The 18,191-nt window shown below is 68.9% G+C and carries 16 protein-coding genes; 11 read left to right on the forward strand and 5 right to left on the reverse strand.

Annotation, left to right across the window (positions count from 1 at the left end; translation table 11 throughout):
• Positions 1–3: 3 nt before the first annotated feature.
• From BJ987_RS27680 to BJ987_RS27705, 6 genes are all read left to right on the forward strand, one after another.
• Positions 4–822, forward strand: coding sequence for an SDR family NAD(P)-dependent oxidoreductase (locus BJ987_RS27680; RefSeq protein ID WP_209895706.1), 819 nt, complete (start codon positions 4–6; stop codon positions 820–822).
• A 64-nt stretch (positions 823–886) separates the two neighbouring features.
• A complete protein-coding gene (locus BJ987_RS27685; RefSeq protein ID WP_209895709.1) occupies positions 887–3,148 on the forward strand; it encodes a pyruvate, phosphate dikinase in 2,262 nt (753 codons plus the stop codon).
• Positions 3,148–3,933: a tyrosine-protein phosphatase gene (locus BJ987_RS27690; RefSeq protein WP_209895711.1), complete on the forward strand. Its 786-nt coding sequence runs from the start codon at positions 3,148–3,150 to the stop codon at positions 3,931–3,933. Before BJ987_RS27685 ends, BJ987_RS27690 begins: the two co-directional genes overlap by 1 nt.
• Positions 3,930–4,625 carry a hypothetical protein gene (locus BJ987_RS27695; protein ID WP_209895713.1) on the forward strand — a complete coding sequence of 232 codons (696 nt, stop codon included), beginning with the start codon at positions 3,930–3,932 and terminating at the stop codon, positions 4,623–4,625. Before BJ987_RS27690 ends, BJ987_RS27695 begins: the two co-directional genes overlap by 4 nt.
• A gap of 41 nt (positions 4,626–4,666) precedes the next feature.
• Positions 4,667–5,545, forward strand: a complete 879-nt coding sequence (locus BJ987_RS27700) for a glycoside hydrolase family protein (RefSeq protein WP_245366157.1) — start codon at positions 4,667–4,669, stop codon at positions 5,543–5,545.
• 46 nt (positions 5,546–5,591) lie between these two features.
• Positions 5,592–6,728 (forward strand): epoxide hydrolase family protein, encoded by a 1,137-nt coding sequence (locus tag BJ987_RS27705; RefSeq protein WP_209895714.1) that lies wholly within the window; start codon positions 5,592–5,594, stop codon positions 6,726–6,728.
• 57 nt (positions 6,729–6,785) lie between these two features.
• Here BJ987_RS27705 and BJ987_RS27710 read toward each other — a convergent pair whose 3' ends face one another.
• The 3 genes from BJ987_RS27710 to BJ987_RS27720 all read right to left on the reverse strand — a co-directional run bounded on the left by BJ987_RS27710 (position 6,786) and on the right by BJ987_RS27720 (position 9,514).
• Positions 6,786–7,241, reverse strand: a complete 456-nt coding sequence (locus tag BJ987_RS27710) for a thioredoxin family protein (protein ID WP_209895716.1) — start codon at positions 7,239–7,241, stop codon at positions 6,786–6,788.
• A 77-nt stretch (positions 7,242–7,318) separates the two neighbouring features.
• Positions 7,319–8,818 (reverse strand): FGGY-family carbohydrate kinase, encoded by a 1,500-nt coding sequence (locus BJ987_RS27715; protein ID WP_209895718.1) that lies wholly within the window; start codon positions 8,816–8,818, stop codon positions 7,319–7,321.
• Positions 8,819–9,031: 213 nt separating this feature from the next.
• A complete protein-coding gene (locus tag BJ987_RS27720) occupies positions 9,032–9,514 on the reverse strand; it encodes a hypothetical protein (protein ID WP_209895720.1) in 483 nt (160 codons plus the stop codon).
• Between the two features lie 146 nt (positions 9,515–9,660).
• On the opposite strand from BJ987_RS27720, the gene BJ987_RS27725 reads away from it, so the two are divergent.
• Positions 9,661–10,287, forward strand: coding sequence for a maleylpyruvate isomerase family mycothiol-dependent enzyme (locus tag BJ987_RS27725; protein WP_209895722.1), 627 nt, complete (start codon positions 9,661–9,663; stop codon positions 10,285–10,287).
• 94 nt (positions 10,288–10,381) lie between these two features.
• Here the strand turns inward: BJ987_RS27725 and BJ987_RS27730 are convergent, their stop codons facing one another.
• Complete coding sequence (locus BJ987_RS27730; RefSeq protein ID WP_307869776.1) at positions 10,382–11,302, reverse strand: tyrosine-protein phosphatase; 921 nt, start codon at positions 11,300–11,302, stop codon at positions 10,382–10,384.
• A 55-nt stretch (positions 11,303–11,357) separates the two neighbouring features.
• On the reverse strand, positions 11,358–13,784 hold the full coding sequence (locus tag BJ987_RS27735) for a PEP-utilizing enzyme (protein ID WP_209895726.1): 2,427 nt from the start codon (positions 13,782–13,784) through the stop codon (positions 11,358–11,360).
• A 218-nt stretch (positions 13,785–14,002) separates the two neighbouring features.
• On the opposite strand from BJ987_RS27735, the gene BJ987_RS27740 reads away from it, so the two are divergent.
• The 4 genes from BJ987_RS27740 (at position 14,003) to BJ987_RS27755 (ending at position 18,175) form a co-directional block, all read left to right on the forward strand.
• Positions 14,003–15,496 (forward strand): FAD-dependent oxidoreductase, encoded by a 1,494-nt coding sequence (locus tag BJ987_RS27740; protein ID WP_209895728.1) that lies wholly within the window; start codon positions 14,003–14,005, stop codon positions 15,494–15,496.
• Between the two features lie 90 nt (positions 15,497–15,586).
• Positions 15,587–16,753, forward strand: coding sequence for a 3-hydroxy-9,10-secoandrosta-1,3,5(10)-triene-9,17-dione monooxygenase oxygenase subunit (hsaA, locus tag BJ987_RS27745; RefSeq protein ID WP_209895730.1), 1,167 nt, complete (start codon positions 15,587–15,589; stop codon positions 16,751–16,753).
• Positions 16,753–17,607 carry an alpha/beta fold hydrolase gene (locus BJ987_RS27750; RefSeq protein ID WP_209895733.1) on the forward strand — a complete coding sequence of 285 codons (855 nt, stop codon included), beginning with the start codon at positions 16,753–16,755 and terminating at the stop codon, positions 17,605–17,607. The genes hsaA and BJ987_RS27750 overlap by 1 nt, the downstream gene beginning before the upstream one ends.
• Before the next feature lie 40 nt (positions 17,608–17,647).
• Complete coding sequence (locus BJ987_RS27755; protein ID WP_209895735.1) at positions 17,648–18,175, forward strand: DinB family protein; 528 nt, start codon at positions 17,648–17,650, stop codon at positions 18,173–18,175.
• The last annotated feature ends 16 nt before the right edge of the window (positions 18,176–18,191 follow it).

An 18,191-nucleotide genomic window follows, 5' to 3' on the forward strand; every position in this document is an offset into this window, starting at 1 on the left:
ACTGTGAAGAACTTTCAGGACAAGGTCGCCGTCATCACCGGCGCGGGGGCGGGCATCGGTCGCGCCCTCGCCCTCGAATTGGCGCACCGGGGCGCGCGTTTGGCGCTGTCCGGCCGTAATTTCGACAACGTCGCCGAAACAGCCGCGCTCTGTGCCGAAGCGGGCGCGCAAGCGCGCGCCTACCGGCTCGACGTCACCGATCGCACCGCCGTCTACGCCCACGCCGACGACGTACACGCCGATTTCGGCCCCGCCAACCTGCTCATCAACAACGCCGGCGTCTCGCTCACCGCCAATGTCGACGAACTCAGCTGGGAGGACTTCGAGTGGATCGTCGACATCAACTTCTGGGGCGTCATGTACGGCACCAAGGCGTTCCTTCCTCAGCTCATCGACTCCGGCGACGGCCACCTCGCCAACGTGTCCTCGATGTTCGGACTCGCCGCCTGCCCCAGCCAAAGTGCTTACAACGCCACCAAATTCGGTATCCGGGGATTCACCGACGCGTTGCGCCAGGAAATGAAGATCGCCGGCCATCCCGTCGGCGTCAGCTGCGTCCATCCCGGCATGGTCAAAACCGGCATCGCCTGGAAGGCCCGCGCCGGCGGCGGCCGCGACCGCGACGCCCTCGCCGCCAATTTCGATCGCCTCGCCAAAACCACCCCCGAATCCGCGGCCCAAGCCCTGCTCGCGGGTATCCGCAAGGACAAAGCCCAAATCCTCATCGGCGCCGACGCGCGCGTCATCGCCTTGCTGCCGCGGCTTTTCGGCGCGGGGTACCAGAAGATCATCACCGCGCAGATGAAGAAGGAAGTCGCTTGAACCCGCCGCTGTCACCCGCTCGTGCGTGGTGGCTTTTCCGACACCGTGACACCGAAGGAGCGACATGACGACCGGAGTAGGACCCGTGGGCCTGCCGGACCGTACCGACCAGGCGGCCACCCATTCGGTCGCCGACCTGAACGGGGAATGCGCGCTGCCGCGGGAACGTATCGGCGGCAAGGCCTGGAGCGTGAATCACCTCCGGGCACTGGGGCTTCCGGTGCCGCCCGCGTTCGTGCTGACGACCCAGGCGTGGGAAGAGTTCGAGTTACACGGCGGGTTGAGCGCCGAGGTCTGGGCGGGAGTGCGCGCCGGTATCGCGACCGTGGAGCGCGGCACCGGACGCCGGTTCGGTAGCGAGACCGAGCCGCTGCTCGTGTCGGTGCGCTCCGGTGCGGCGGTGAGCATGCCCGGAATGATGGACACCGTCCTCAATCTCGGCATGAACACCGCGGTGGAGCGGGCGTTGCTGGCCGAGACCGGAAACCCTGCCTATGCGAGCGACACGCACCGGCGCTTCCTCGCGCAGTACCGCGACATCGTGCTGGGCGACCCCCGCGCGGCGGTACCCGAGGATCCGTGGGAGCAGTTGCGTGGTGCGATCACCGCCGTCTTCCGGTCCTGGAATTCCGCGCGCGCCAAGGCCTATCGACGCAATCGGGGCGTCTCCGACCGGCTCGGCACGGCAGTCACCGTGCAAGCCATGGTGTTCGGCAACCTCGACGCGAACTCCGGGACCGGGGTGTTGTTCAGCCGCAACCCGAATACCGGCGCGCCCGAGCCGTTCGGTGAGTGGCTGGTCGGTGGTCAGGGCGAGGACGTTGTGTCGGGACGGACCACGCCGCGCCCGCTGAGCGATCTCGCCGGCGCCCTGCCCGCGGTGCACTCCCAACTACTCACGGCCGCCGCGCTGCTGGAGCGGGATGGCCGCGATATCCAGGACATCGAGTTCACGGTGGAAGCGGGGCGGCTGTGGTTGTTGCAGGCGCGCCCGGCGAAACGTTCCGCGCGCGCGGCGCTTCGCCTGGCGGTCGCGATGGCCGACGAGGGGCTCATCGACACCGAGGAGGCGCTGAGCCGGGTCGACGCGGAGCAACTGCGGACCGTGCTGCGGCCGGAATCCGGAGTCGATACCGGTGCGCTGCCGTTGGCGCGCGGTGAATCCGCGTGTCCTGGCCTGGCTTGCGGCGTGGTCGTCACCGACCCCGACGAGGCCGAAGCGCGCGCCGCCGCCGGTGAAGACGTCATCCTGGTCCGTGCCACCACCAGCCCCGACGATCTGCACGGCATGATCGCCGCCCGCGCCGTCGTCACCGAAATGGGTGGCGCCACCTCGCATGCTGCGCTGGTCAGCCGCGAGCTGGGGCGACCGTGCGTGGTCGGTTGCGGCCCCGGCGTCGTCTCGGCACTGGCCGGACGCACGGTCACGGTGGACGGCGGTGCGGGTGTGGTGCTGCTCGGCGCGGTCACCGGAAAGCCGGTGGAACAGGCTGTGCTCGAGGATATGGCGCGGCTGGCCGCCTGGGCCGGAGTCGATCCCGGCGAACTTCCCGCAGTTCTGACGACCCGCCTCGGACTGGGTGAAAATCGTTCATCGGCAACTCATTCCGCCGACAATGGAGTAATGACAGCAGGGACTCTGCCTGCGTCCGATGTCTCGCCGCGCACCACCCCGCTCGACAGCCGGACGCAACCGACCACCGATGCTCCCGGCCACCCCGATTCGGCATTGCTGCGGCTGATCGGCCTGAAGGGGCGGGTGCGTTCGGAAGCCGTAGCGGCCAGCCTAGGGCTGCCGGAATACGAAACCAGCTGCCGATGTGCTGATTTCATCGACCATGGCTGGTGCGCGAACACACCGGCCGGCCTGCGTCTGACCACGGCGGGCCGCGAGCACGTGGCGGCCCTGCTCGACCAGGAACGCCGCCACGTCGACCCGGACGCGATGACCGCGATCTACGAGGAATTCTGCGGATTCAACGGCGAACTCAAGGACGTCATCACCGCCTGGCAGATGAAAGACCCTGGCACACCGAACGATCACGCCGACAGCGCCTACGACGCCGCGGTGCTGTCCCGGTTGCTCGGGCTGCACGAGCGGGTGACGCCACTGGTCCGGTGGCTCGGCTCGATCGCACCGCGTCTGCGCCCCTATCCGGCTCGCTTCGACCGAGCCGTAGCGAAAATCGAAGCTGGTGACCATGTTTGGGTGGCGCGTCCCATCATCGACAGCTATCACACCGTGTGGTTCGAACTGCACGAGGATCTGATCGGTCTGTGCGGGCTCACCCGCGCCGATGAAGCCGCCGCCGGACGGGCCCACTGATGTACACCGACACCAACCTGAGCCGCTGGATCGAGTTCGCGGAGATCGACAACGTCCGTGACCTGGGTGGTCTGCCGGTGACAGGCGGTGGGACAACGCGTTTCGGCGTCGTCTACCGCGCGAGCACCCCGCAGCACCTCACCGAAGCGGACCTGAGCACCCTGCTCGGCCCGCTGGGCCTGCGCACGCTGATCGATCTGCGCAACCCCGACGAGGTCGAACGGGAGGGCTACGGCCGGCTGGCCGGGACCGCGGTGCGGGTGCTGAACCTGCCGGTGCGCAAGCCCACCCAGACCTCCCTGACCCCCGCCGACCTGGTCCCGGACGGACAGCACTACGACCTGGTCGGCCTCTATCGCGAACTACTCGGCGGCAGTGCGCAATCCGTGGTGACCGCGGCCCGGGTCCTCACCGATCCCGACCAGCATTCGGTCGTATTCCATTGTGCGGCCGGAAAAGACCGCACCGGATTGGTCGCGGCGGTCCTGCTGGACGCGGTCGGTGTGCCCGCCGAGGCGATCGCCGCCGACTACGCGTTGACCGGCGAACGCCTGGCCCGCATTCGCGCCCGATTGGACGCCCTGCCGTCGTATCACGGTCTGCCGCCGGTCAATACCGGCATCCTCGCCGTGGACCCGGAGGTGATCCGGCAGTTCCTCACCGGTCTGCACGCCACGCACGGCGGCGCCGCCGCATGGCTGCGCACGCACGGACTGAGTGCCGCGGAGCTGACCCGATTGCGTCAGGTGCTGTCGAGGAGTAGCGGGGTAGGGTCGGCCCCATGAGAGAGGACGACGCCTACGCCGAGTCGGCCACCCCCGCGGAACGCCAGAGCTGGGCCAAGCAGAACAACCGCATGTACGGCGGCCTGATCGCCATCGGGGTAGTAATCCTGCAGGGCTTCCTCACCGCGCACCCGCTCGGCACCTCCGCCCAGATCTCGGTGATCGCCTTCGCGGTCGCGCTGCCGTTGCTCGCCGTGCTGATCCTGCTCGGTGAACTGCACGGCAGCGACCAGGCCGGCCAGGCGAACGCCACCGACGAGGCCGTCAAGGCCATCGCCATGCTCGCCTCGATCACCGGGGTGATCGCCGCGTTCTGGCATATCGACTGGGTCGCGGGCGTCGCGGTGCTCATCACCGGAGCGCTCGCCCTCGGCGTCTACGGCTCGCACTTCTCCGGCAGCCGGTTGGGTCAGAGCACGCTGCACCGTTTCCGGCGGGGCGGTGAGTCGCCGCCCAACGCCGGTCACCAGCCACCCGCGCCCCGGCATCCGTATCCGACCGGGCCGGAGGCGCCGACCACCGTGATGCCGCATCCGGCTCGCCAGGCGCCCCAGCAGTTTCCGAGCGGTCCGACCACCGAGCATCAGGTGCCGAATAGTCCCGGCGGACAACAGCATCCCGGCCCTCAGCATCCCGGCTCCCAGCAGTACCCGGGTCAGACTCCCCCGCCCAGCGGCACACCCAACAGCTGACTCCGGCCCGGAATCGGCCGCGCGGCGGGATCATGGTCGATATGGCGACGCGCGAGGTGGTGCGAGCGGGGCCGTTCGCGAAGGTCTACGACCCGACCGTCGGCGAACACCGTCCCTGGTGCGTCGAGGACCATGCGCTGGTGCGCGCCGACGACGGCCGCTGGCACCTGTTCGGCATCACCCGCCCCGAGTCAGCGGATCCCTTCCACAAGGTCGAGTTCGCCCACGCGGTCGCCCGCGATCCGCACGGCCCCTGGACCAAACGCGCACCAGCCCTGACGGTCGACCCGGGCTACGGCGAGACCCAGCTCCGGGCACCCCACGTAATCGCCTCCCGCGGGCGCTATTACATGTTCTACGCGGGCGGGGGGCCGGACCGCACCCGCGCCGCGATGAACCTCGCCACCTCCTCCGATCTGTTCCGCTGGACCCGTGCCCCAGCCGGTCCCCTCTTCCGCGACGGCTATGACGCCCGCGACCCGATGATCCTGCGACTAGGGGAAAAGTGGGTGATGTACTACTGCGCCACCGGGACGCCGCAGGGCGGGCACCACGTCGTCTGCTACCGCCTCAGCGGCGATCTCACCCACTGGGGCGACCGGCACATCGCCTACACCGACCCCACCCTCGGCACCGAATCCGGGAACACCCAGTGCCCATTCGTCGTGCCGCACAACGGTTCCTGGTTCCTCTTCATCGGCCCCCGCACCACCGACGCCGGCACCGACGTCTTCCGCAGCGACAACCCCTTCCGTTTCCGCATCGGCGACAAAGTCGGCCATATCCGCGCGCACGCGGCCGAGCTCGTCGAGGACGCGGGACAGTGGTGGATCACCAGTGCCGGGCGTGGGCAGCGTGGACTCCACCTGGCGCGCTTGAGCTTTCCGACTCGGCCGCCGACCATTTCCGTTCCGCGCTAGTCACTTAGGAATGAGCTTGTCCTAAGTAACTCCTACCGTTGCGGACATGACGAACATCGAACCCTTCCGCATCGACATCCCCCAGCACGACCTGGACGATCTCAACGCCCGCCTGGCCAATACCCGCTGGCCCGACGAACTGCCCGGAGTCGGCTGGTCCTACGGCATTCCCACCTCCTACGTCCGTGAGCTCGCCGAATACTGGCGTACCGGTTACGACTGGCGGGCCGCCGAGGCGGCGCGCAACGAGATAGCCCAGTTCGTCACCGAAATCGACGGTCAGCGCATGCATTTCGCGCATATCCGCTCGCCGGAGCCGGATGCGTTGCCGTTGGTGCTGATCCACGGCTGGCCGTTCGAGGATTTCACCGAGATGATCGGTCCGCTCACCGATCCGGCCGCCCACGGCGGTGATCCGAAGGACGCCTTCCACGTGGTGATTCCGAGCCTGCCGGGCTGCGGGCTGTCCGGACCGACCCGCGCACCGGGTGCGGCCGCCACCGAACGCGGCGCCGAACTGATCGCGAAACTCATGGCACGCCTGGGCTACTCGCGATACGGCGCCCAGGGCGGAGACGCCGGATCGTTCGTCGCCCCACAGCTGGGCCGCATCGACACCGAGCACGTCGCCGGTGTGCATCTCAACGATCCGATCACCATCCCGGGGTGGGACGACGACGGTTCCGGCTACAGCGCAGCGGATCAGGAGAAATTGGCGAAGCTACAGGACTGGTCCAGCCAGAGCACCTCCGCCTACGCCATGGTGCATTCCACCCGCCCGCAAACCCTGGCACCGGCGGTCGCTGATTCCCCGGCGGGCATGCTCGCCTGGATCCTGGATATCGTGCAGACCTACACCAATCCGGCGAGCACCCGCCCCGACGAGGCCATCGATCGCGATCTGCTGTTGACCAACCTGTCGCTGTTGTGGTTCACCAACACCGCCGGTTCGTCGATGCGCCTGTACCGCGAATCCGAGCAGTGGGGTGCGGAACTCCCGAACTCCGGCGTGCCCACCGGCGTCGCGATCTTCCCGGGCGGCGACACCGTGCGCGGCATCGCGGAAAAACAGAACACCGTGGTGCACTGGTCGGAATTCGATCGTGGCGGTCACTTCGCCTCGATGGAGGCTCCGGATCTGCTCACCGAGGATCTGCGCGTGTTCTTCCGCAAGCTCCGCTGAGCCGGAGCGGCCTCAGCGCGGGACGCAGGCGTCAGCCGCGGCACGGACCCGCCGGATTCACAAGCCCGGCCAGCCGTATCGGGCGGGTCCGGCGGCCTGGCCCGCGAGCCGCTGCGGGTTGGTGGCCGCGGGCGGCTGCGCGGCGACCTGACCGGCTTCCGCCTCGGCGGTGGCACGGCGCACCGCGTCCATATCCATCCACATGATCTGCTGCACAACCTCTTCCAGGTCCGCGGCCGGCAGGAATCCCGCCTGGTTGAAGACCAGCAACCCCTCGCGGAACGCCATCAAGGTCGGGAATCGGTCGACCTGCGCCAGCGCGGTGAGCTCGATTTCCGCTTCGACGTCGACCTTGCCGTACACCAGCTCCGGGTGGCGCTCCGAGGAATCCTCGTACACGGGGGCGAAGTGGGTACACGGTCCACACCAGCCGGCCCACCAGTCGATGAGGACGATGTTGTTGCCGGCGACGACGCTGTGGAAGTTGTGCTGGGTCAAGGTCACGGTGGGCATGCAGGTCCTCCCGGGTGTTCGCTGTTACCGCAACACCCAATCATGGTGAAAACAACCTTGCATCCTCGCATGGGGTCTCATCCGGGGCCAGACAGGTGTGCGCGATGTTGTTCGCGGGCCAGGAAATGCGAGATGTCCGCGGTGGCGGTGTAGAGCTCGCGGTAGTGCCGATAGAACGGTTCGTACTGGTCATAGCGCTGCTGATCCGGTTCGACGGTGTCCACCAAGGGATTCCAGCTCGAGGTGTCCACCCCGGCGGCGGCCGCCGCGAATCGGGCGTCGCCGAGGCATGCCCCGACGGTCTCGGCGGTGAGCTGCTGGGGCAGGCCGGTGACATCGGAGACGATCTGGGGCCAGAGACCGCCCCGGGTGCCGCCGCCGACGGCGACCAGACGGTGCGCCGGCCCGCCTTCCTCGCTCATCGCGGCCAAGTTGTGCCGGACGCCGTAGGCGATGGATTCCAAAGCGGCACGGTACAACTCGGCCCGGCCGTGCCCGAGGGTGAGACCGGCGATCAGGCCGCGCGCGTCGGGGTCGAACAGGGGCGTACGTTCACCGGCGAAGTACGGCAGCATCAGCAGCCCACGGCTGCCGGGCGGGACCCGACCGGCTTCCTCGACCAGATCGGAGAAGTCCCCGCCGACGAGTTTGCGCAACCAGTCGGTGACGGCACCGGATGTGGCCATGCCCGCGGCCACCGTATACGTGCCGGGGAACGCGCCGCACGTGGTCCAGAGGCCGGGATGCGGCCGGGGTTCGGTCAGGACCTGGACCAGGAACATGGTGGTGCCGTACATGACCATGGCGTCACCCGGCGCGGTGACGCCGACGCCGGCGGCTTCCGCCCACGCGTCGACCGTGCCCGCGGTGACCGGCAGACCCACGGGCAGGCCGGTTGCCGCGGCGGCGGCCTCGGTCACCGCGCCGACGATCTCGGTGGGCCAGGCGAGATCGGGCAGTCGCAGCCACGGTGCGATGGACTCACACCAGTCCGCGGCCCAGGCGTGCGCACGCAGGTCGTACATCGGGACGCACTGGCTGGCCGATTGGTGGTCCAGGACATAGCGACCGGTAAGCCGATGTACCAGAAAGGAACTCGCCATCAGCAGCAGTTCGGTGCGGGCGGCGACGTCCGGTTCGTTCCAGGCGAGCCAGCGCAGTTTCGGGCCGACCGCCTGCGTGGTCAGCGGCGAACCCGCCCGCTCCAGTATCGCCTCCGCGCCGAATTCTTCGTCGAGCTCCACGATCTCGGCCGTCGCGCGGGTGTCGACACCGTAGAGGATGGCCGGACGCAGCGGGTGGCCGGCGGCATCGGCGGGCAGCAGGCACGGGCCGATTCCGGAGACCGCGAGACCGCCGAGCGGAGCTCCGTGCGCGGCTGCCACCAATTCACGGGCGATGTCGGCGAACTCGGTCCACCAGATCTTCTCCGCGTCGTGCTCCACCCAGCCCGGCCGCGGGGCCGACACCGTGTGGGGCCGTTCGGCGCGGGCGACGACGACGCCGTCGGGACGCACCAGCACACCCTTCGAACCGGAGGTGCCGATGTCGATGCCGAGGAATAGTCCATCGCTCACCGCGCACCTCGCAGGTACTGGTCGAAGGCCATCCCGAAAGACGCGGTGTCCGCGTGCGCATAGTCGCCGATGCCTGGCATGCCATGTCTCCCGCAGCTGGGTGGTCGGAGATGTCGACTCGGATCAACAGATACCAGCCCTCGCAACGGCGTTGGGCGTATTCGGGGGAACGGCGACCGGATCGCAACCGCCCGCCGCACCCCGCCGCCGCGTTCAGGCATCGCCTTCGGAGCCGAAATCCTCGGCGTCCCAATCCTTCTCGAGCAATTCATCCGCTCGGGCCAGGGCGTCGTCCATGGTCGAGCCGATGTCGTCGAGTAGGGACATACCGTCGAGCATGCCCGACATCTCCTGGCGCATGGATTCGATTTCCGCGATCGCGGGGTCGACGGGTGACCAGGCGACGCGGTCGAGCCACCGCGGGTCCTCACCGGCCCAGGCCACCAAGATATCGCGGACCAGGGTGGGGTCGGAGGTGTAGAGCTCGAACTCCCCGGCCGCGGTGTGGTGCGTCACCTGGTAGACCCGGTCCGGGAGCAGCCGGGCGCGGATCCACCGGTCGTCGCGCTCGATTTCCAGCAGCGGATCCGCCGTGCCGGAATGCCCGGTGAACAGTTCATCGAGCAGCGCGTCCGGCAAGGCGGGCAGCGTCCGCCCGTCACCGATGCGGACCTCGATCCCGGACTTCGCACGCACGCCCTCATCCACCGCGTCAGTGTGCCTGATGCCGCACGGTCATGAGCAAGATGGCTGCCGATGGAAAGCTGGATCTGCCGGGTCCGATGATTCCGCGCGCTCCGAACCGTCCTATCTCGGGAAGCTCGATCGAGACGAGGAGTGCGATGACCGATACCGACGTACACCAGGCAATCCAGGCGGAACGCAGCGAGCTGGCCGACATCCTGGCCGGCCTCGACGAGTCCGACTGGGACAAACCGTCCCTGTGCCAGGGGTGGCGGGTGCGCGAGGTGGTCGCGCATATCACCATGCCGTTCCGGATGTCGCTGCCTAAATTCGCCCTCGAAATGGTCAAGGCGCGTGGAGATTTCAATCGGATGGCGGATCGGGTGGCGCGGAAGGAGACGGCCCAGATCTCGGCCGCGGAGTTCGTGCGCTGCCTGCGCGAGAACATCGCGCACCCTTGGAAGCCGCCGGGCGGCAAGCTGGTGGACTCGCTCAGCCACGACATCATCCACGGGCTCGACTGCACGGTGGCGCTCGGGCTCGATCGCGTGGTCCCGGCGGATCGCCTGGAGTACGTGATCCGGGACCAGTCCCCCAAGAGCATCGAGTTCTTCGGCGTCGACCTGTCCGGGGTGCAATTGCGCGCCGAGGACATGGATTGGAGCTACGGCTCCGGTACCCCGCTGACCGGCCGTGCCCAGGACCTGCTGCTCGTCCAGTGCGGCCGCAAACTGCCGCCGGGACATCTGCGCGGCGCGGACGCCGCGCGCTTCACCCGCGACTGACCTCGGACCGGAACCGGTGACGGCATCGCCCGAGAGCGCCCGCCACCGGTTCCGGGCTGCTCGGGCAGCTGCCCGAGCCGCTGGGCATGCCCTGCTAGCGCACCAGCTTGGTCTTCAGCGCCTCCAGGGTCGCCGCGTCGATGCCCAGACCGGCGCCCAGGAATGTGTCGAACGAGCCGTAGGTCTGGTCGACCTGGTCGAAGAAGGCCTCGAGATAGTCGCGCTGCACGCCGACGATCGGCACCAGCAGCGAACGGTCCTTGATCAGGCCGCGCGCTTCCAGTGCGGACAGCAGGGCTTCGTTCTCGGCGGCGAGAGTGTCGTTGGACTCCAGGAAGTCCTTATAAATCTGGCCTTTCGCGACGCCGAGCGCCGCCATGATGATCCCGGTCAGCACGCCGGTGCGGTCCTTGCCCGCGGTGCAGTGGTAGAGGATCGGACCGGGCGTGGTGGCTACGCCGCGCAACGCGGCGGCGAACTGGCCCCGGGCGGACGGATCGGTGACGAACCAGCGGTAATAGGTGCGCATGATCTCGGCGGCCTTGCCGTTGCCGAGGGCTTGCTGTTGTTTCTCCGGACCGGCGCCGATGAGCTGGGAGATCATGATGAAGAAATCGTTGGCGGGGTCGTAGACCGGTAGTTCGATCCGCGCAATCGAGGCGGGCAGCTTGTCCGGCGCGGCGGCGACCTCGGCCGGGCTACGGAAATCGATCGCCACGGTGATTTTCAGGGCCTCTAGCCGGGCCTGTTCGGCGGCATCGATGGCGTCCAGGGCGTCGGCGCGAAAGACTTGACCGAATGTCAGCTTTCCGCCGCCGGTCACCGGATAGCCGCCGATGTCGCGGGCGTTGGGTGCGTGCGCCAGACCCATCGGACGGTCGGCCTGACCGGGTGCCCGCAGTACCGGAACGGCAGCCGAATCAGCCAGCGCCGCGGGCACGTCGAGTGGTAGCACCCCGATGAACAGGGCGGCGGACGCGGCAACGGTACCGCGGAGTGCGCGCGAGAATGTCACGAGCGGGTTCCTTTCGATCATGAGCCGCGAACTCGGGCCCAAGCTGTGGTGCGTCTCAGGCGTCGGCCAGCAGGGTGACGGTGCCCGCGGCTCCGTCGACGCGGACGCGCTGGCCGTCGGAGAAGCTGGTGGTGGCGGTCTTGGTGTCGACCACGCAGGGGACGCCGAACTCGCGGGCGACGATGGCGGCGTGCGAGGCCGAGCCGCCGATGTCGGTGACCACGGCGGCGGCGTAGGCGAACATGGCGGTGTGGCCGGTGTCGGTGACCGAGGCGACCAGAATGTCGCCGGGTTCGATGTCGTCGTCCAGGGACAGCACGAGTTTCACGCGGCCCTCGACGACGCCGGGGCAGACACCGATGCCGGTCAGGCCCGCCCCGGTCGCGACGACGCCCGCGTCGGCGACCGGCGCCCAGCCGCCGGCGATGACATCGGGCATCCGAATGCCTTGCAGGCGTTGCCGTTCGGCCCGGCGGCGCGCGACCACCTGGCCGACCTCGGCCGGCGGGCCGAAGATTTCGTCCAGGGTGAGGAAACAGGCGTCCTCGGGGACCTGGAGTACCCCGGCGTCGACCAGGCGGGCTCCGCGTTCGCGCACCGCCATCCGCAGGCAGTGGTTGATGCGGACGACGGCGTCTCGGGCACGTTCGCGGGCCACGGTCGCGCCCGCGGCCATCCGGGCGGTGCGCCCAGGTGCCGGGTCGACGAGATCCCGTTTCGGAGCGGGCATTTCGGCGGCGCGAGCAGCGGCCGTGACGAGCAGGGCGGGCTTGTCCCCGAAGGTCGGATTGATCAGTTCACACTCCCCCGGGCCGCGGTGGGCGATCTCGGCGAGCTCCGCGTCCAGCGCGGCGGCGAAGGCCGATGATCGTGCCCGCGCGGCGGCCACGTCTCCGGCTCGGGCGAGTGCGCGCAGATCCGGGTCGGCGCGGCAGATCTCGGCGAGGCGTTCCACCGCGAGCATCGGTTTCGCCGATTCCAGGCGTCGCAGGTCGATGGGGACCTCGGCCGCGTTCTTGCCGCGCGCGTGGACGGCCGTGGCGGCACCGGTCATCATGACGCCGATGGAGGCGACCTGCCAGGCCTGATGGAGCCGGTCGCGCCAGAGTAAGGCGCGCACGTGCAGCTGTTCGTCCTCGAGCGCGTGCATCGCCGTGGCGTCCAGCGCTTCCGCCTTCGCGGCGGCGTTGATCAGTTCGGCGGTGGCGGCGAAGCGGCGGGCGGTGGCGATCACCCGGGACGTCGCGCGCCAGGTGCCCGCGACGCTGCCGAGACCGGTCGGCATCGGCGGCTTGCCGTGCGGGGTCAGCGGGATCTCGTCAGGAATGTTGCCGTAGGCGTCGCGGCGGATACTCTCCTCGTCCCAGCCGGGCATGTTCGCCGCGGCCAGTACACCGATGGACGCGTTGATGTAGAGGTGGTGGCCGAGCACCGTGGTGACACGGCTGGTCCAGTGCTCCAAGGCGATTCCGTCCAGCGCGATCATGGTGCCCATGGCCTCGTTGGCCAGCCGGATCGCGCCGGCGTGCAGATCGATGGTCAGCGGGGTGAGCGGGCCCGGCAGAGCCTCGGAGGTGTTGGTCGCGGTGTGGACGGGGTAGCGCGGATCGACGCGGTCGTCAAATTCGCCCTCCAGGCCCGCCGGAGCCACATCGGCCAGCTCATGATCGTCGGAGGTGCGCGCGCGGGCGGGAATCACATGGCCGGGCAACGGAATCGCGCCGCGGCGCGGCTGGAAGTCACCCCCCGCGGGCTTGCGGCCGACCAATCCGCGCACCAGGTCGACGGCGACCTCCTCGGCCGTCCATCCACAGCGGAAGCCCCAATCCCGCTGCGCCGCTGACGGGTTCAGCAGCGGTCCGCGCGCCGACCAGCCGGGTGTCCACGCGGAATACCGAACCCCGTTCTCGCGCATCAGTTGTCGCAACCGCGAGGTGGCGACCACGCCGGGGGCGGCGAGTTCGACGACCCCGGCGCGCGGTGCGGTGGCGGCGAGCACCAGGAAGCGCTCCAGGTCGTCGGTGTGCAGGAGCTGAAAGCTCCGCTCCGAGCGCGAGCCGAGAATCGGTTCGAGGGCGCGCCGGGTCTGGTGCCCGACGCGGCGGCCCGCGGGTGGCGCGGTACGGACCACAAGGTGCTCGGCACCCGAAATATTCAGACGTCGAATGATTTCGGCTTCCGTCGTCCCCGCCGACCGCGCCCCCGCGACCACTGGAACCACAAGGTGCGCATCGGCTTCGCGCACCGCCTCCGCGATCGCCGAGACATCGGGCCCGGCCAGGTGGATCACCGTGGCGCACTCCGCGACCGCCCCGGCGCACACCGCCGGATCGGCGGGATCGCCCGGGGTGAACAGCACGCGCGGATCGACGAAGCGGTGCCACCGGCGGTCCAGTCCCGCCACCTCGTGCCCGGCGGCCAGCAGCATGCGCGCTACGGCGCGACCGCTCGGTTCGGTGATTCCGGTGATCAGGACCCGCATCGACTTCCTCTCCTCACTGCGCCCGTTCGTGAAAGTGACGCCGTTCACACACTGTCGCGAGTGCGCTGTAAGGCGACCGGACCCAGTCCCACTGAGCGGTCGGGCGTCCTTGGCCACCGAGATGGGTTCCCCGTTGCGCAGACGGCAGCGGCGAATCTGGGGGCTATGAACCAGTCCTGCGCGATCGAATACACCACCGGACGCCACGGAGCGCGGCGATGAACACGAGCGAGTCGGCGCACTACGATCTCGAGACCGATGTCCTGGTCGCCGGATACGGATGTGCCGGTGCCGCAGCGGCATTCGAGGCCGCCGCCACGGGAGTCGAGGTCCTGATCCTCGACAAAGCCGGCGGGCCGGGCGGCGCTTCGGCCATGTCCGGCGGCGAAATCTATCTCGGCGGCGGCACGCCGATCCAGCGGGCCTGCGGATTCGACGACAGTCCCGAGCAGATGGCGGCATTCCTGCGCGCCGCGCTCGGGCCGGGCGCCGACGAGCAGAAGATCACGCTGTACAGCAACGACAGTGTCGAACACTTCCACTGGCTGGTCGAGCGCGGAGTGCCGTTCACACCAAGTCTCTGGGACGCCCCAGCCTGGGTGCCGCCCACCGACGACGGGCTCATGTGGCTCGGTGAGAACAGTTGGCCCTTCACCGAACTCGCGACCCCGGCCCCGCGCGGTCATCGTCCCACGGCAGCGGACTTCGGCGGCAAGCTCCTGATCGACGTGCTGGTCTCGGCGGCCGAAACAGCGGGGGCGACAGCGCGATACGACACGGCGGTGACAAGTTTGATCACGGCCGCCGACGGTTCGGTGGCCGGTGTCCGGGCGCGCGGATACGGTCAGGAGTTCACCGTCCACGCCCGCCGCGGAATCATCCTGACCACAGGCGGTTTCGTCGACAACGACCACATGCTGGCCGCGCACGCCCCGCGCCTGCTCGGCCACACCAAGGTGAGCGCGGGCACCGACGACGGCAGCGGCATCCGCATGGCCCAGGCGATCGGCGCGGCCGTGCGTCACATGTCGACCGGCCAGGTCGGAGTGGCCCTGGTCCCGGGGCTCGCCGCCCGCGGTCTGGTGGTCAACGGCCACGGCCGGCGTTTCGTCACCGAGGACACCTACCCCGGCCGCATCGGCCAAGCCGCCCTCTTCGGCCAGGACATGAACATCTGGGTGATCCTGGACGAGCAGGCCTACGAGGACGTCCCCGAACCGCAACGCTGGGGCGTCCGGCCCGCCCATGTCGCCGAAACCGCCGATGAACTGGGCGACCTGCTCGGACTCCCGGCAGGCGCACTCGAAGCCACCGTCGCCAGATACAACCGGTTCGCCGCGCGCGGAGCGGATCCCGACTTCCACAAATCGCCCCGCTGGCTACGCCCACTCACTGCCCCACTGGCCGCGGTCGACATCAAAGCCGGTGTCCGTCCACCGGGCCAGGGCGCCGCCCGCCCCGGCACCGGCGCGTCCGTCTTCACTCTCGGCGGCCTGCACACCACCGTCGACGGCGAAGTACTGCACCTCGACGGCACGCCCATCCCGGGCCTCTATGCCGCCGGTCGAGCCGCCGCCGGACTACATGGGGAGGGTTACATCAGCGGCACCTCCCTCGGTGACGGCACCTATTTCGGCCGCCGCGCGGGCGCCGCGGCGGCCCGGTTCCGATCATCGGGACTGGCCACTGACCCCGCCGATATCCCGGCCTAACGTCGGTGAAACGGCATCGATCCGCGCGTCTGGTGCGCGATCCTGAAGGTGCCGGATCTTATTCCCGGAGAACGCAGGAGGACGCCCGCTATGACCAACAAGGTGCTCGATCGGGTCCGGGATCTGCTGCCGGCGATCCGGGAGCGGGCCGCGGACACCGACCGGCAACGGCAGGTGCCGGCCCAGAGCATCCGGGAACTGAGCGAGGCGGGCGTATTCCGGATGCTGCAACCGTCGCGGTTCGGCGGCCAGGAAGCATCGCCGGTGGCGTTCTACCAGGTAGTCCGGGCGATCGCGGCGGCCTGTCCGTCCACCGGGTGGGTGTCGTCGGTGCTCGGCGTGCACCCGTGGCAGCTGGCGCTGTTCCCGTTGCGGGCTCAGGAAGACGTGTGGGCCGCGAACGCGGACACGCTGATCTCCTCGTCCTACGCACCGACCGGGAAGCTGACGCCGGTCGAGGGCGGGTACGAGGTGAGCGGCCGCTGGAGTTTCTCCTCCGGCTGCGCGCACGCCGAATGGGTGTTCCTCGGCGCGCTGGCCCCGGATGACAACGGAAATCCGAGTACCTATCTGACGATTCTGGTGCCGCGCGCGGACTACGAGATCGACGACGTCTGGCATGTGGTCGGCCTGTCCGGCACCGGCAGCAATGACATCGTTATCGACAAGGCCTTCGTCCCGCACCACCGCGCCTACAGCGCGCAGGAACAGTCACAGCTGCGTGGTCCCGGCCAGGCAGCCAATCCCGCACCGCTGTACCGGATTCCGTTCGCCGCGGTGTTCTCCAACACCATCGTCGCGCCCATCATCGGCGCCGCCGAAGGCGCCTACGCGGCGCATATCGAGCGGATGCGGGACCGCGTGCGACTGTCCTACGGCGGCCAGAAGGTCGCCGACGACGGTTTCGCCCAGGTCCGGGTGGCCCGTGCGGCCTCGGAGATCGACGCCGCGATCTTGCAGATGGAGCGCAACGTCTCCGAGTTGCTGCGGTATGCCGAAGCGGGCGAGGAGATTCCCCAGGCGCTGCGTTTGCGCACCCGGCGCGATCAGGTGCGTGGCACCGAACGTTCGATCCAGGCGATCGAGTTGCTGTTCGACAACTCCGGCGGGCACTCCATCCGTAAACCCAACCCCATCGAACGGCATTGGCGGGACGCGCACGCGGGCAGCGTGCACGTGATCAACGACGTCGAGCGGGCGCTGGCGATGTTCGGTCGCGGAGAATTCGGCATCATCGTCGAAGATCGGATGATCTGATGCCGACCGCGGCGTCCACGACCCGCTGGGTCACCGTCGACGGACTGAAACTTCGCTTCCACGAGGCGGGTTCGGGGCCACCGCTGGTGCTGTTGCACGGGTCCGGGCCGGGCGTCTCCGGCTGGGCGAACTTCGGCGGTAACCTGCCGGTGCTCGCCGAACATTTCCGGTGCCTGATCCTCGACCAGCCGGGCTTCGGGGGCAGTGCGCGCCCGGAAGTGTACGAGCGCAACTATCTTCGAATCGCCGCCGACGCCGTGGTGGGTCTACTCGATCAGCTGGAACTGCCGACCGCGCATCTGCTGGGCAATTCGATGGGCGGTGCGGTGGCAACCCTGGTCGCGCTGGAACATTCGCAGCGGGTGGACCGCCTGGTACTCATGGCGCCCGGCGGTGTCGGGGTCAATGTGCTGGGACCCGAACCGTCCGAGGGGATCCGGCGCCTGCTCGACTTCACCATGGACCCGACTCGAGATCGGGTGCTGGACTGGTTGCGCACCATGGTGTTCGACCAGTCGATCCTCACCGACGAGCTGGTGGCGGCCAGGCTGCGCACCGCCGCCGATCCGGCCGCCATCGCCGCGCTCCGCGACGCCTACGCCACCTTCGCGAATCCCGCCTTCGCCGAACAGGTTCCGTTGTGGGCGCGGCTGCGCGGGCTCCGCAACGAGGTGCTGATGCTCTGGGGCCGCGACGACCGGGTCACCCCGGTGGAAGGCGCGCTGCTGCCCTCCCGGCAGCTGCCGAACGCGGATCTCCGGCTCTTCGGCCGGTGCGGGCACTGGGTCCAGATCGAACGCAAGGCCGCCTTCGAGCGCTCCGTCACCGACTTCCTGGTACACGGACTGCATTAATCGAGTCGCGCGCGTCGAGCGGCCCGGTTAGGGTCGGCGAATGACGTGGAAGGCACCTGATGTCGATCGACGTGAACCCCCACTCGTCGGCGATGAACGCACGGAACTGCAGGCATATCTGGACTACCACCGTGACACGCTGCGCTGGAAATGCTCCGGGCTGAGCGCGGAGCAGCTCACACTGCGCGCGGTACCCACCTCGAACCTCACGCTGCTCGGGCTGGTGCGGCACATGACCGAGGTGGAGCGCGGCTGGTTCCGGCTCACGGCCGCCGGTAAGGATGTCGGCTACGTCCACGACTACACCGACGACACCGATGCCGACTTCAACGCGATCGAAACAGCCGACGCCGCACGGGATTACGCCCGCTATCGCGACGAGATCGTCAAATGCGACGCGGCCGTCAAGGACATCCCGCTGGATCAGACCTTCCCGCACCCGCGGCCCGACCGGCCTGATACGTACAGCCTGCGCTGGGTGTACCTGCACATGATCGAGGAGTACGCCCGGCACAACGGCCACGCCGATCTGCTGCGTGAGGCGATCGACGGCCTGACCGGCGAATAGTCACCGGCCGTGCGTC

The organism is Nocardia goodfellowii (assembly GCF_017875645.1).
In the GTDB taxonomy this organism is placed as follows: Bacteria; Actinomycetota; Actinomycetes; order Mycobacteriales; family Mycobacteriaceae; genus Nocardia; species Nocardia goodfellowii.